This is a genomic window from Streptomyces sp. NPDC046122 (assembly GCF_056429965.1).
Genome location: NZ_JBWKLQ010000006.1, coordinates 285,734 through 299,822, shown reverse-complemented (window position 1 = coordinate 299,822; position 14,089 = coordinate 285,734). Strand labels below are relative to the sequence as shown.

The window sequence follows — 14,089 nt, the reverse complement described above, 5'->3', positions numbered from 1 at the left end:
CACGGGTCACTCCTCACTCGTGTCAGTGCAAAGTGACCCGACGGTAACCTCCAGCGCTTACCGTTGGTAACTCCCCGGTAAGTTACGTCGGGGTAACAATTATTGGACGCGGTGTCAGCCCAGGGCGCTCTTCGTCCGCCAGTCGGCCCAGGAGAGGTTCCACTCGCCGTAGCCGTTGTTGGCCGCGATCGTGCCCTTCGCGTCGTCCCCGGTCATCTCGAACGGGTCGCCGACGTGGACGTGGCGGTAGATCCACGCGGCGTCCTCGTCGCTCATGCCGACGCACCCCGAGCTCTTGTTGGCCTTGCCGAGGTACGCCTTGTTCCAGGGCGCGGCGTGCGCGTACATCCCGGACCAGGTGAGGCGCATCGAGGAGTCGACCATCTTGTCGTACGCGTCGCCGAGGCCCACGGTCTCGGAGCGCATGTTGATGGTGCCCTCCTTGGCCATCAGAACGGCCGTACCGCGCCACGAGGCCTTGTCGCCGCCGGGCGTGCCCGCCGACATCGGCACGTCCTTCACCGTCTGTCCGTCGCGGGTCAGCCGCAGACGGTGGCGATCGAGGTCGACCTTGACGATCTGCCGCTCGCCGACGGTGAAGTGCGTGGAGTAGTCGCGTGTGAACCAGCCTCCGGCGGCGCCCGAGTCGACGCCCTTCAGGTCCGCGTCGAGGGAGACCCTCGTGCCGGGCTTCCAGTACTCCTTGGGGCGCCAGTCGACGCGGTCCCTGCCGGAGTAGTCGCGCAGCCAGCCCCAGGAGCCCTCGGTGCCGTTCGAGGTGGACACCTTCATGTGCTCCTCGACCGCGGCCCTGTTCTTCACCGGGTGGTCGAAGACGACCGACAGGGGCTGGGCGACGCCGACCGTGGTCTCGTTGCCGGGGGTCAGGCCGAGCTTGTTGACCTTGTCGGGGGCCGTCGTGGTGAAGCGGGTCCGCGCGTCGGCGCCGCTGCCGTCCTCGGCCCGGACGGAGTACGTCGTGCCCGGGGCGGTCCCGCGTTCCGAGGTCCAGGACTTCCCGTCCCCGGAGACCGTGCCGGTGAGCTTCCCGCCCCGCGAGTCGCGCACGGTGACGCTGCTCAGGCTGCCTTCGGCGATCTTCACCCGCACCGGTTCACCGGCTTCGGCGTGCTTCCCGCGGAGGTTCACCGAGATCTCGGGGGCCTGGCCGGACCGGCCGGCCGCGTCGGCCCGGCCGGCCCCTCCGGCGGAGCAGGCGGTGAGCGCGACGGTCAGCGTCGCGGCGCCGGCCAGCAGGGTGCGGGTGCGGTGGCGGGTGGGGCTCGAGCGGATCAACTGGGAAACCTCCGGTGCGATGTCTGTCGTCCCGAAGAGTCGATTGAACAGGGATCGGTTGCCTCAACAGGGGGAAATCCGCCCAAATCAGCTGTGACAAATGACGCAGAAGGGAAGGGCCAATGGCCCGTGACAGCCGGATACGCGGTCTTGCCGGTGCCCGTCCTCTCGGTCAACGTGAGCAGCGACACAGCCCCACCTCCCGATCGGAGACGCCGTGGCCTCCTCCTTCGTACTGCCGCACACGCTGCTCGGCGACGGGCCCCACCGGGTCTTCGCCGTGCACGGCTGGCTCGCCGACCGCGGCGCCTTCGCCGCCGTACTGCCGGACCTCGACACCCGGACCTTCAGCTACGCCGTGGTCGACCTGCGCGGATACGGCGAGGCCAGGCGGCAGCCCGGCCGGTACACGACGGCCGAGGGCGCGGCGGACGTGCTGGAGCTGGCCGACCGGCTCGGCTGGGACTCCTTCTCGCTCGTCGGACACTCCATGGGCGGCTCCGTCGTCCAGCGCGTACTGGCCGCCGCGCCGCAGCGGGTACGGCGCCTGGTCGGCGTGTCGCCCGTGCCCGCGAGCGGGCTGCGGATGCCGCCCGAGCAGTGGGAACTCTTCGCGGACGCGGCCGACCGGCCCGCGAACCGGCGCGTCATCCTCGACTCGACGACCGGCGGGAACCGCCCGGCCGCGTGGCTCGACCGGATGGTGCGCCGGTCGGTGGAGCGGAGCGACCCGAAGGCGTTCCGCGCCTGGTTCGAGTCCTGGGCCGGTGAGGACTTCCACACCGAGATCAAGGGAGCCGACGTACCCGCCCTCGCGGTCACCGGCGCCCTCGACCCGGCGCTGAGCGCCGATCTGATGCGCCGGACCTGGCTGAGCTGGTTCCCGCGCGGCGCGCTCGCCGATCTGCCGGGCGCGGGCCACTACGCGATGGACGAGACGCCGCTCCAGCTGATCCGTACCGTCGAGGACTTCCTGCGCGCCTGAGCGCGGCGCGCGGGCTAGCCGGCCGCCCGGGAGGAGGGGTGGGGCGCGGCCGGGACCGGCTCCCGCGCGGCGCGCGTCACGTCCGCGACCACTTCGACCACGTCCGGGCCGTACGCCTCGGAATTGATCACCTTCAGCAGCAGGCAGAAGGAGCCGGTGCCGTGCTTGCGGGCCAGCTTCTCGTGGTTGCGGGCCAGATAGCGGGTCGCGGCCTGGTTGGTGATGGCCCGCTGGCCGCAGAAGAGGAAGACGGGCCTGGCCCCCTGACGCGTCGTGAGGCGCGCCAGCAGGACATACTCCGCCACGCCCGGGTCCAGCGGGTAGCGCTCGCCGCCGATGTGGAAGGCGGCCCGGTCGGGGCCCGGCGCGGCGTCCGTGTCGATCCGCACACCGGGCAGCAGGCTCTGCAGGTGGGCGGCCGTGCGCCGGTTCGACGCGGGGCCGCCGACGCAGAACTCGGTGCGCTCGCCGATGCCTTGGCGCGCCGCGTCGTGGGAGAGGATCTGCGCGTGCGCGCCGCAGTCCTTGACCACGGCGGCGAGTTCGAGGAGCGCGAAGACGTCGTACCGGTGGACGCCCTCGCCGCCCGTGTCGCGGTTCACGACGAGCAGCGACTCGGAGTCCGTGGGCATGCCGAGGAACTCCTGCTTGCGGCGCAGCTTGCGCCGCCACAGGTACGTACGGGCGAGCCAGCCGATCGAGGCGCTGATCCCGGCCGCGAACACGCCCAGCACGATGTTGCGTACGTCTTCGGTCATGGGGCGGCATGCTAGCGCCACGGCGCACCGGTGTTCGAGGGGTCCTGACGCACGCGGCGCGCTGAAGTTACGCTGCCCGGACACGTGTTGACTGGAGGTACGCATGCGCCGCTCCACGGTACGAGTGCTGTCGTTCTGGGCCGCCGCGGCGGTGATGGTGTCAGTGGGCGCCACCGCCCCGTCCGCCGCCTTGGCCCAAGCGTCCGCGACGTCCCCGCCGCCACCCGTCAAGACACCGGTCGCCGCCGGGTACGGGGGAGCGGTCGCCAGCGTCGACGCCGACGCGTCCGCCGCCGGCATCGAGGTCCTGCGGCGCGGCGGCAACGCGGTCGACGCGGCTGTGGCGACGGCGGCGGCGCTCGGCGTCACCGAGCCGTACTCGGCGGGCATCGGGGGCGGCGGCTACTTCGTCCACTACGACGCCAAGTCCCGTACCGTACGCACGATCGACGGCCGCGAGACCGCGCCGCTGAGCGCGGACGATTCCCTCTTCCTTGAGGACGGCAAACCGATCCCCTTCGACCAGGCGATGACGAGCGGGCTGGGCGTCGGCACCCCCGGGACCCCGGCCACCTGGGAGACGGTGCTCGGGAAGTGGGGCACCAAGCCGCTGCGAACGCTCCTCGCCCCGGCGCGGAAGCTCGCGCGCGACGGTTTCACTGTCGACTCCACCTTCCGGTCGCAGACCGCGGCGAACGAGGCGCGGTTCCGGGACTTCCCGGCCTCGGCGAAGCTGTTCCTGCCGGGCGGGAAACTGCCGGTGGTCGGCTCCCGCATCAAGAACCCCGACCTGGCGCGTACGTACGACAAGCTGGGACGTGACGGCGTCGGGGAGCTGTACCGGGGCGGCATCGCCCGCGACATCGTCCGTACGGTCCGCACGCCTCCCGTCCGCCCCGGCGCGACGCGGGTGGTGCGGGCCGGTGACCTGACGGCGAAGGACCTGCGGACGTACGGCACGCGCGCACAGGCGCCGACGAAGGTCTCGTACCAGGGGCTCGACGTGTACGGCATGGCGCCGTCGTCCTCGGGCGGTACGACGGTGGGGGAGGCGCTCAACATCCTCGAGCGCACCGACCTTTCCCCCGAGGCCTCCTCGCAGGCGCGATACCTGCACCGCTTCATCGAGGCGAGCCGGATCGCGTTCGCGGACCGGGGGCGGTGGGTCGGCGACCCGGCCTTCGAGGACGTGCCGGTGAAGGGCCTGCTGTCGCAGCGGTTCGCGGACTCGCGCGAGTGCCTCATACGGGACGACGCGGTGCTGGTGAGCCCGCTCCCGCCGGGTGACCCGCGCGAGCCGGGCGGCGGGTGCGGTGCGGCGGGCCCGGCCGCACCGACGACGTACGAGGGCGAGAACACGACGCACCTGACGACCGCCGACAAGTGGGGCAACGTCGTCGCGTACACCCTCACCATCGAGTCGACGGGCGGCAGCGGCATCACCGTCCCCGGGCGGGGCTTCCTGCTCAACAACGAGCTGACGGACTTCTCCTTCGCCCCGGCCAACCCGGCGGTCCACGACCCGAACCTGCCGGGCCCTGGGAAGCGCCCGCGTTCCTCCATGTCCCCGACGATCGTCCTGGAGGAGGGGCGGCCGCTGCTGGCGCTCGGCTCGCCGGGCGGCGCGACCATCATCACGACGGTGCTCCAGACCCTGACGGGGCATCTGGACCGCGGGCTGCCGCTGGTCGACGCCATCGCGGCGCCGCGCGCGAGCCAGCGCAACGCGGCGACGACCGAGCTCGAACCGGGGCTGTGGAACGACCGCCGGCTGCGGGAGGAACTCGAAGCGATCGGGCACGTCTTCAAGCTGAACCAGGAGATCGGGGCGGCGACGGGCGTGCAGCGGCTGCCGGACGGGCGGTGGCTCGCGGCGGCCGAGCGGGAGCGGCGGGGCGGCGGCTCCGCGATGGTGGTCCGCCCGGCCGGCGGCGAGCGGTAGTCCCGGCGGAGGGTCGCACCCCGGCTCCCCGGCTCCCCGGCCGGGGGGAACGGCTCAACGCCGGACCGCCGCGCCGGGCGCGGCTCTCACGGGCCGCGCCCAGCGCGGCAGCGGGAGCTCCACCGCCGCGCGGCAGGTCGCGGCGCGTCCAGGCACGCGGTCGCGTTCCGGCTCCCGTCCGAGCCCGGCGGCACGGGCGGCGCGAAACGGGACGGCTTCCGTGTGCCGCGCGCGTACGACGTAGCCTCGTCGGCATGACTTCCGACCAGGATCCGCTCGCCGTGCTCGGCCGCAGCCCGTACGTCAGCCTGACCACCTTCCGCAAGAACGGCACGGGGGTCGCCACCCCGGTGTGGGCCGCCTCCGACGGCGCCGAGCTCTACGTGTGGACCAGGGCCGACTCCTGGAAGGTCAAGCGCATCCGCAACGACGGGCGGGTCGTCGTGACGGTGTGCGACGTGCGCGGACGCGTCAGGGACGGCGCACCCTCCGCCGACGGAACCGCCCGCGTGCTCGACGCGGACGGCCTGCGCACGGCGCGCAGGCTGCTGGCGCGCAAGTACAGCTGGCGGTTCTGGCTCACGGACGTGCCGGCGGCCGTCGTCAGGCTCGGCAAGCGCCCGCACGTGGGGATCGCCATCAGCCTCTGACCCCGGCGGCAGGAGCTATCCGCGCCCCGTCGAAAACTCCCTGTAGCCGTCCCGTAACACAGCTGCGGTCGAATGCCTGCGGACCGAGGGTTCCAGGGCGGCGACGACGGCGTGGCGGGGGCGGGGCGGCAATGACGGTGGGGCGACTCCCGGCGGAGATCGAGGCGTTCGCGCGCTGCCTGCGCGAGCTGACGGCGCGCGTCGACCCGGGGGCCGGCTGGTCCGGCGTCTTCTGGCGGCGCGACCCCGACGGCATGCGCGCCTGCCTCGACGGGACCGAACTGCCGCCCCGGGACGTACTGGAGGCCCTGCTCCAGGACCTGGCGGCGGGGCACGGAACGGCCGCCGCCGAGCGCGAGGCCGGGCGTGCGCGAGCGCTGCACGGCGCGGCGGCAGCCGCGTACGACCGGCGGCCGGGCGGGCGCGCGACGCTGGTGGAGCGGCTCGATGCGATGCGCCGCGAGGAGGCGTACGCCGCCGAGCGCGTGCGGGATCTGACGCGGCGCGCGCGGGCCTCGGCCGGCGGACCGGGGCGGCAGGAGCTCGACGCCGAGTCGGCGTGGGCGCGCGACGACCACGCGCGCGCCACGGCCCGCTGCGCGGAGCTGACCGCCCGCCTGGCGGCCCTCGACGCGCCGCCCGGGGGCCGCCCGCCGGCCCCGGTCTCCTGGTTCCGCACGGACGAGACCGGGCCCGGGTCCGCCGACGCCCGGGAGGCGACCCGTCCGGACCGGTCGCCGGACGTCCGCGCGCGGGAGCCCTCCTTCCCCCGCCCCGCCCGTTCCCCCGGCACGGGGGAGACGGCCGGAGCCGACGGCACCCAGCCGCGGCCCCGGACGCCGCACGAGCCGGACGCGGACAGCCCGGACGCCGACCAGCCCGAAGCGCCGCTGCGGCACGCCTGGGACGGTCGGGACGCGGACCAGCCCGAAGCGCCGCTGCGGCACGCCTGGGACGGACCGGCGGCACCGGACGGCGACCGGGGACCGTCTCCCGCTCACCAACCGGGGCCCGGCGGGCGCAGCACCTCCGAGGCGGGCCTCCTTCGCGCCGCGGCCCCCGAGCGGCGCCCCCGGGGCGCCCGTTACGCCGGGCTCGACGCGGACGGCGGCGCCGCCTCCGCCGCGCCGGCGGTGCCTCCCGTGCGGGCCGCGGCGCCCCGGGGCGCCCGGTACGCCGGTGTCGAAGAGCCGCCCCCCGTCGTCGTCGCGGACGCCGCCGGGCTCGCCGAGGACCGGCGCGTGGTCACCGAGACCGTCGCCGTGCTCGTACACCTGCGGGCGCGGGGGAGCGGCGGCGAGGCGTACACGCTGCTCTGCGAGGCCGCCGGGTGGCCCGCCGCACGCCTGCCGGTGCTCGCCGGTGCCCTGCACGGTGCCGGACTCGGCGCCGACTGGGCCACCCTCCTGTGGGAGGCCGCGTCGCTGCCGCCCGGCCGCGTGGCCGCCGTGGCGGCGGCGCTCGAGGGCGCGGGCCTCGCCGAGGACGCCCGGAACCTGCTGCGGCAGGGCGTGGCCCGTCCCGCCCCCGAGATCGCGGCAGCGCTGCTCGCCCTGGACGAGGAGGGCGGCCGCGCACGCGAAGTGCGGGCGCTGGCCGCCGCGTTCGTACGCGTCCGTACGCCCGAGGACGCCGCCCGGGTCGCCAGGGCCGACCCGCGACGCCTCGCTCCGCTGCTGCTCGACGCGGCGCGGCAGGTGTCGCGGAGCCTCCACCGGGACCTCGTCCACGCCCTGCGCGTGGCGGGCGCGACGCCGTGACGGCGGGGCGGCGCGTGAACATCGCGCCCCTCCCGTGTCACTCCCCCGGGTGCGAAACGTGATCGACTCTGCGGGTTGACGACGATGGTCTTGCCCCACTCCCCGCCGGGGCTTACGTTCATCCCTCTACGTCCCGAATCTACGGGCGTAGAAGGTCTCTGACGTCCCGTTGAAGGAGACAAGTCATGGCCAACGTCGTACGCGCCGCCCTCGTCCAGGCGACCTGGACCGGCGACACCGAATCCATGATCGCCAAGCACGAGGAGCACGCCCGCGAGGCGGCCCGGCAGGGCGCGAAGATCATAGGGTTCCAGGAGGTCTTCAACGCCCCGTACTTCTGCCAGGTGCAGGACGCCGAACACTACCGGTGGGCCGAGCCGGTCCCGGACGGTCCCACCGTGCGCCGCATGCAGGATCTGGCCCGCGAGACCGGCATGGTCGTCGTCGTCCCCGTCTTCGAGGTCGAGCAGTCCGGCTTCTACTACAACACCGCCGCCGTGATCGACGCCGACGGCAGCTACCTCGGCAAGTACCGCAAGCACCATATTCCCCAGGTCAAGGGCTTCTGGGAGAAGTTCTACTTCAAGCCGGGGAACCTGGGCTGGCCGGTCTTCGACACGGCCGTGGGCAAGGTCGGCGTCTACATCTGCTACGACCGCCACTTTCCGGAGGGCTGGCGCCAACTGGGCCTCAACGGCGCCCAGATCGTCTACAACCCCTCCGCCACCCACCGGGGCCTGTCCGCCCACCTCTGGCAGCTGGAGCAGCCCGCCGCCGCCGTCGCCAACGAGTACTTCGTCGCCGCGATCAACCGCGTCGGCCAGGAGGAGTACGGCGACAACGACTTCTACGGCACCAGTTACTTCGTCGACCCGCGCGGCCGGTTCGTCGGCGCGACGGCCGGTGACAAGGAGGAGGAACTCGTCGTCCGGGACCTGGACTTCGACGTCATCGAGCAAGTGCGTCAGCAGTGGGCGTTCTACCGGGACCGCCGTCCCGACGCGTACGAAGGACTGGTGAACCCGTGACCCACCACGTGACCCCACTGCTCGGCCGCCACCAGGCCGTCATGCCCGACTGGCTGTCCCTGTACTACCGGGAGCCGATCGAGATCACGCACGGCGAGGGCCGGTACGTCTACGACGCCGACGGCAAGCGGTACCTGGACTTCTTCGGCGGCATCCTCACCACCATGACCGCCCACGCGCTCCCCGAGGTCGCCGAGGCCGTCAGCGAGCAGGCCGGCCGCCTGATCCACTCCTCCACCCTCTACCTCAACCGCCCCATGGTCGAGCTGGCCGAACGCGTCGCCACCCTCTCCGGCATCCCGCAGGCGCGGGTCTTCTTCACCACCTCCGGCACCGAGGCCAACGACACGGCCCTGCTGCTCGCCACGACGTACCGCCGTTCCAACCAGATCCTGGCGATGCGCAACAGCTACCACGGCCGGTCCTTCTCCGCCGTGTCGGTCACCGGCAACAGCGCCTGGTCCACGACCAGCCTCTCGCCGCTCCAGACGCTGTACGTCCACGGCGGCGTGCGCTCCAGGGGCCCGTACGCGCAGCTGTCCGACGCCCAGTTCGTCGAGGCGTGCGTCGCCGACCTGGAAGACCTCCTGGGCCAGACGCGCGGCCAGGTCGCCGCCCTCATCGCCGAACCCGTGCAGGGCGTCGGCGGGTTCACCTCCCCGCCCGACGGGCTGTACGCCGCGTTCCGCGAAGTCCTCGACCGGCACGGCATCCTGTGGATCACCGACGAGGTGCAGACCGGCTGGGGACGGACGGGCGAGCACTTCTGGGGGTGGCAGGCGCACGGCCAGAACGGGCCGCCGGACATCCTCACCTTCGCCAAGGGCATCGGCAACGGCATGTCCATCGGCGGCGTCGTCGCCCGCGCCGAGGTGATGAACTGCCTCGACGCCAACTCCATCTCCACGTTCGGCGGCAGCCCCATCACCATGGCGGCGGGCCTCGCCAACCTCAACTACCTCCTGGAGCACCACCTCCAGGACAACGCCCGCCGCGTCGGCGGCCTCCTCCTGGAGCGGCTGCGCGCGGTCACCGCCGGCGTCCCGTGCGTACGCGAGGTGCGCGGCCGTGGCCTGATGGCGGCCGTCGAACTGGTCAAGCCCGGTACGGACGAGGCGGCGCCCGAGACGGCCGCGGCGGTACTGGAAGCAGCGCGCGAGGGCGGCCTGCTCATCGGCAAGGGCGGTGGCCACAACACCGCCGTGCTGCGCATCGCCCCGCCCCTGACGCTGAGCGTCACGGAGGCGGAGGAGGGCGCCCGCATCCTCGAAAAGGCACTGCGGAACGCGCAGTGAGCCGCTGACCGGGCGGCCGGGCCGTGAGCGCTTCGTGCGGTACGGCGACGGACACGCCGCCGAACGGATGGTGTTCGGCGGGGGATCCGACACCGGACGGGAGCGTCCGTGCGTCCGGGACCGGCCCGCCGCGAGGCGGGGTGGCCCCGGGCCCACGGGCGACACATCCGTCACCCGTGAGGAACAGCCACGGTATTGCCACGGTGGGTGACATGCTTCTACGGTCTCCTGCACACGCGGTTCTACGGGTGTAGACCGAGAACGGCAGAAGTTCGACAGGCGGCGGGTCCCCCGGCTGCGCGGGCGTCCGGTCCTGCTGCCCGGGAAGGGGCAGGAATCGTGAACCGTACTGTTGTGCGCGGAGGGCTCGTCATCACGGCCTCCGACGAAGTCCACGCCGACGTGCTGATCGAGGACGGGCGCGTCGCGGCCCTCGCCGCCCACGGCAGCGGCGCCGCCGGGGCCTGGACTGCGGACCGCACCATCGACGCCACCGGGAAGTACGTCATCCCGGGCGGCGTCGACGCGCACACCCACATGGAACTGCCCTTCGGCGGCACCTTCGCCTCCGACACCTTCGAGACGGGCACACGGGCGGCCGCCTGGGGCGGCACGACGACCATCATCGACTTCGCGGTGCAGAGCGTGGGGCACGCCGTGCGCGAAGGGCTCGACGCCTGGTACGCGAAGGCCGACGGCAAGTGCGCCGTCGACTACGCCTTCCACATGATCCTCTCCGACGTCAACGAGCACTCGCTCAAGGAGATGGACCTGCTCGTGGGGGAGGGAGTCACCTCCTTCAAGCTGTTCATGGCGTACCCCGGCGTCTTCTACAGCGACGACGGGCAGATCCTGCGGGCGATGCAGCGCTCGGCCGGCAACGGCGGGCTGATCATGATGCACGCGGAGAACGGCATCGCGATCGACGTCCTCGTCGAACAGGCGCTGGCCGAGGGCCGCACGGACCCCCGCTACCACGGGGAGGTCCGCAAGGTCCTCCTGGAGGCCGAGGCGACCCACCGCGCGATCCAGCTCGCGCGCGTCGCGGACGCGCCGCTGTACGTCGTGCACGTATCGGCGGAGGAGGCCGTCGCGGAGATCGCCGCGGCCCGCGACAAGGGGCTGAACGTCTTCGGCGAGACCTGCCCCCAGTACCTCTTCCTGTCCACCGACAACCTCGCCGAGCCCGGCTTCGAGGGCGCCAAGTACGTGTGCAGCACGCCGCTGCGCCCGCGCGAGCACCAGGCCGCGCTCTGGCGGGGCCTGCGGACCAACGACCTCCAGGTCGTCTCGACCGACCACTGCCCCTTCTGCTTCTCGGGGCAGAAGGAGCTCGGCCGGGGTGACTTCTCGAAGATCCCCAACGGGCTGCCGGGCGTCGAGAACCGCATGGACCTCCTTCACCAGGCCGTCGTCGACGGGCACATCTCGCGCCGCCGCTGGATCGAGATCGCCTGCGCGGCCCCGGCGCGCATGTTCGGCCTCTACCCGAAGAAGGGGACGATCGCGCCGGGCTCCGACGCCGACGTGGTCGTCTACGACCCGCACGCCGAGCAGACCCTCTCGGCCGAAACGCACCACATGAACGTCGACTACTCGGCCTACGAGGGCAAGCGGGTCACCGGTCAGGTGGAGACGGTGCTCTCGCGCGGCGAACTCGTGATCGACAAGCGGGAGTTCACCGGCCGGGCAGGACACGGCATCTACACGCCCCGATCCACGTGTCAGAACCTGAACTGACCCTGAACAACCGGGAGGTCCACGACATGGACTTCGGACTCGTCCTGCAGACCGACCCGCCCGCATCGGCGGTCGTCGGCCTGATGCGGCGCGCGGAGCGCAACGGCTTCCGCTACGGCTGGACCTTCGACTCGGCCGTGCTGTGGCAGGAACCCTTCGTCATCTACAGCCGCATCCTCGAACACACCGAACACCTCGTCGTCGGACCGATGGTGACCAATCCCGGCACCCGCACCTGGGAGGTCACCGCCTCGACCTTCGCCACCCTCAACGAGATGTACGGCAACAGGACGGTGTGCGGCATCGGCCGCGGCGACTCCGCGATGCGCGTGGCGGGCCGCAAACCCAACACCCTGGCCCGGCTCGGCGAGGCGATCGGCGTCATCCGCGACCTGGCGGAGGGCCGGGAGGCAGAGGTCGACGGGAAGCGGCTGCGCCTGCCGTGGGTGCGCGACGGCCGGCTGCCGGTGTGGATGGCGGCGTACGGGCCCAAGGCGCTGGAAATGGCCGGGCAGAAGGCCGACGGCTTCATCCTCCAGCTCGCGGACCCGTTCCTGACGGAGTGGATGATCAAAGCGGTGCGCACCGCCGCATCGGACGCGGGGCGCGACCCGGCGTCGATCACGATCTGCGTGGCGGCCCCGGCGTACGTCGGCGACAACCTCACCCACGCGCGGGACCAGTGCCGGTGGTTCGGCGGCATGGTCGGCAACCACGTGGCGGACCTGGTCGCCCGGTACGGCGAGCACTCCGGGCTGGTGCCGGAGGCGCTGACGGAGTACATCAAACAGCGGCAGGGGTACGACTACAGCCACCACGGGCGGGCCGGGAACCCTGACACCGCCTTCGTGCCCGACGAGATCGTCGACCGCTTCTGCCTGCTGGGGCCGGCCGAGGCGCACATCGAGAAGCTGAAGGCGCTGCGCGCACTCGGCGTGGACCAGTTCGCCGTCTACGACATGCACGACGCGCGCGAGGAGACGATCGACGCGTACGGCGCCGAGATCATCCCCGCGCTCACCTCCTGAGCCCGAGCCCGAGTCTGCGTCCGATTCACCAGCGAAGGGTCCCGCCGCCATGACCGCGACCGTCCCCACGGATCCCCCGCCCCCCATATCCGGCGAGCCCGACGCGGAGGGCCGCGTCGGGCTCGCGCCGGGCGCGGCGGGGTCCGACAGCCGATTCGTCAACGACGACCTGCTGCCCGTGCCGGTGGAACGGCGGCGCTGGACGACGTACAACTTCGCGGCCCTGTGGGTCGGCATGGCGCACAACATCCCCTCCTGGCTGCTGGCCTCCGGCCTGGTGACCCTCGGCATGGACTGGAAGCAGGCCGTCCTCACGATCGCGCTGGCGAACGTGATCGTGCTGCTGCCGATGCTCCTCACCGGCCACGCGGGACCCAAGTACGGCATCCCCTTCCCGGTCCTCGCGCGCGCCTCCTTCGGGCTGCGCGGCGCCAATGTGCCCGCGCTGATCCGGGCCGGGGTCGCCTGTGCGTGGTTCGGCATCCAGACCTGGATCGGCGGCCAGGGGATCTTCGTCCTGCTGGGCAAGATCTTCGGCGGGTGGGCCGAGGCGTCACGGATCGGCGGGCAACCGTGGACGCTGTGGCTCTGCTTCCTCCTGTTCTGGGTGCTCGAACTCGCCATCATTTACCGAGGAATGGAGGCGCTGAGGCGCTTCGAGAACTGGGCGGCGCCCTTCGTCATCGTCGGCGCGCTGGTCCTGCTCGGGTGGATCACCTGGAAGGCAGGCGGGCTGGGCCCGCTGCTCGACCAGCCCTCGAAGCTGGGCTGGGGCGAGGACTTCTGGAAGGTCTTCTTCCCGTCGCTGATGGGCATGATCGCCTTCTGGTCCACCCTTTCCCTCAACATCCCCGACTTCACGCGGTTCGGCGCGGGTCAACGGGCCCAGATCTGGGGTCAGTCACTGGGCCTGCCGACGACGATGACGCTCTTCGCCCTCCTCTCGGTCTTCGTCACCTCCGGTTCGCAGGCGGTGTACGGCGCGGCGGTCTGGGACCCGGTGGCGCTCGCCGCCAAGACCGACAACGTCTTCGGCCTGCTCTTCGCGCTGGTGACGGTGCTGATCGCGACCATCTCGGTGAACATCGCGGCGAACGTCGTCTCGCCGGCGTACGACCTGGCGAACCTCGCGCCGAAACTCGTCGACTTCCGCAAGGGCGCGCTGATCACGGGCGTCGTCGGCGTCGTCATCATGCCGTGGAAGCTCACGGCCACTCCCGAGCTGTACATCTTCACGTGGCTCGGCCTGGTGGGCGGCCTGCTCGGTACGGTGGCGGGCATCCTGATCGCCGACTACTGGATCGTCCGCCGCACCGTCCTCGACCTCGCCGACCTCTACCGCCCCGAGGGCCGCTACTGGTACACGAACGGATGGAACTGGCGAGCCCTCGCCGCCTTCGTCACCGGTGGGGTCCTGGCCGTCGGCGGCTCGCACTCCGCCCCGGGGAAGGGCCCGTTCCCCGAGGACGGCCTGATCCCCTTCCTCAGGCCGCTCGCCGACTACGGCTGGGCGGTGGGCCTGGCCGGCGCGCTGGTGCTGTACGCGGCGCTGATGCGGCCGACCGGGCGCACGCTGTTCCCACGACCGCGATGACCGGGCGCGCGTC

The 14,089-nt window shown here is 72.4% G+C and carries 11 protein-coding genes; 9 read left to right on the top strand and 2 right to left on the bottom strand.

Annotation, left to right across the window (positions count from 1 at the left end):
• Nucleotides 1-114: 114 nt before the first annotated feature.
• Nucleotides 115-1,296, bottom strand: a complete 1,182-nt coding sequence (locus AC07FK_RS19425; protein ID WP_479106122.1) for a L,D-transpeptidase — start codon at nt 1,294-1,296, stop codon at nt 115-117.
• Nucleotides 1,297-1,513: 217 nt separating this feature from the next.
• Between AC07FK_RS19425 and AC07FK_RS19420 the strand changes: the two genes are divergently transcribed.
• Nucleotides 1,514-2,281: an alpha/beta fold hydrolase gene (locus tag AC07FK_RS19420; RefSeq protein ID WP_479106121.1), complete on the top strand. Its 768-nt coding sequence runs from the start codon at nt 1,514-1,516 to the stop codon at nt 2,279-2,281.
• 14 nt (nt 2,282-2,295) lie between these two features.
• Here the strand turns inward: AC07FK_RS19420 and AC07FK_RS19415 are convergent, their stop codons facing one another.
• On the bottom strand, nt 2,296-3,039 hold the full coding sequence (locus tag AC07FK_RS19415) for a hypothetical protein (protein WP_479106120.1): 744 nt from the start codon (nt 3,037-3,039) through the stop codon (nt 2,296-2,298).
• Nucleotides 3,040-3,142: 103 nt separating this feature from the next.
• Between AC07FK_RS19415 and ggt the strand changes: the two genes are divergently transcribed.
• The 8 genes from ggt to AC07FK_RS19375 all read left to right on the top strand — a co-directional run bounded on the left by ggt (nt 3,143) and on the right by AC07FK_RS19375 (nt 14,076).
• Nucleotides 3,143-4,981: a gamma-glutamyltransferase gene (gene ggt, locus AC07FK_RS19410; protein WP_479106119.1), complete on the top strand. Its 1,839-nt coding sequence runs from the start codon at nt 3,143-3,145 to the stop codon at nt 4,979-4,981.
• Between the two features lie 254 nt (nt 4,982-5,235).
• Nucleotides 5,236-5,631: a PPOX class F420-dependent oxidoreductase gene (locus tag AC07FK_RS19405; RefSeq protein ID WP_479106118.1), complete on the top strand. Its 396-nt coding sequence runs from the start codon at nt 5,236-5,238 to the stop codon at nt 5,629-5,631.
• A 131-nt stretch (nt 5,632-5,762) separates the two neighbouring features.
• A complete protein-coding gene (locus AC07FK_RS19400) occupies nt 5,763-7,391 on the top strand; it encodes a hypothetical protein (RefSeq protein WP_479106117.1) in 1,629 nt (542 codons plus the stop codon).
• 185 nt (nt 7,392-7,576) lie between these two features.
• Nucleotides 7,577-8,419 (top strand): nitrilase-related carbon-nitrogen hydrolase, encoded by an 843-nt coding sequence (locus AC07FK_RS19395; protein WP_479106116.1) that lies wholly within the window; start codon nt 7,577-7,579, stop codon nt 8,417-8,419.
• Nucleotides 8,420-8,427: 8 nt separating this feature from the next.
• On the top strand, nt 8,428-9,714 hold the full coding sequence (locus AC07FK_RS19390; RefSeq protein ID WP_479106198.1) for an aspartate aminotransferase family protein: 1,287 nt from the start codon (nt 8,428-8,430) through the stop codon (nt 9,712-9,714).
• A 336-nt stretch (nt 9,715-10,050) separates the two neighbouring features.
• Nucleotides 10,051-11,454 (top strand): dihydropyrimidinase, encoded by a 1,404-nt coding sequence (gene hydA, locus AC07FK_RS19385; protein ID WP_479106197.1) that lies wholly within the window; start codon nt 10,051-10,053, stop codon nt 11,452-11,454.
• A 26-nt stretch (nt 11,455-11,480) separates the two neighbouring features.
• Entirely contained in the window at nt 11,481-12,482 is a 1,002-nt protein-coding gene (locus AC07FK_RS19380) for a TIGR03842 family LLM class F420-dependent oxidoreductase (protein WP_479106196.1), read from the top strand.
• Between the two features lie 49 nt (nt 12,483-12,531).
• Nucleotides 12,532-14,076 (top strand): NCS1 family nucleobase:cation symporter-1, encoded by a 1,545-nt coding sequence (locus AC07FK_RS19375; protein ID WP_479106115.1) that lies wholly within the window; start codon nt 12,532-12,534, stop codon nt 14,074-14,076.
• Nucleotides 14,077-14,089: the final 13 nt, after the last annotated feature.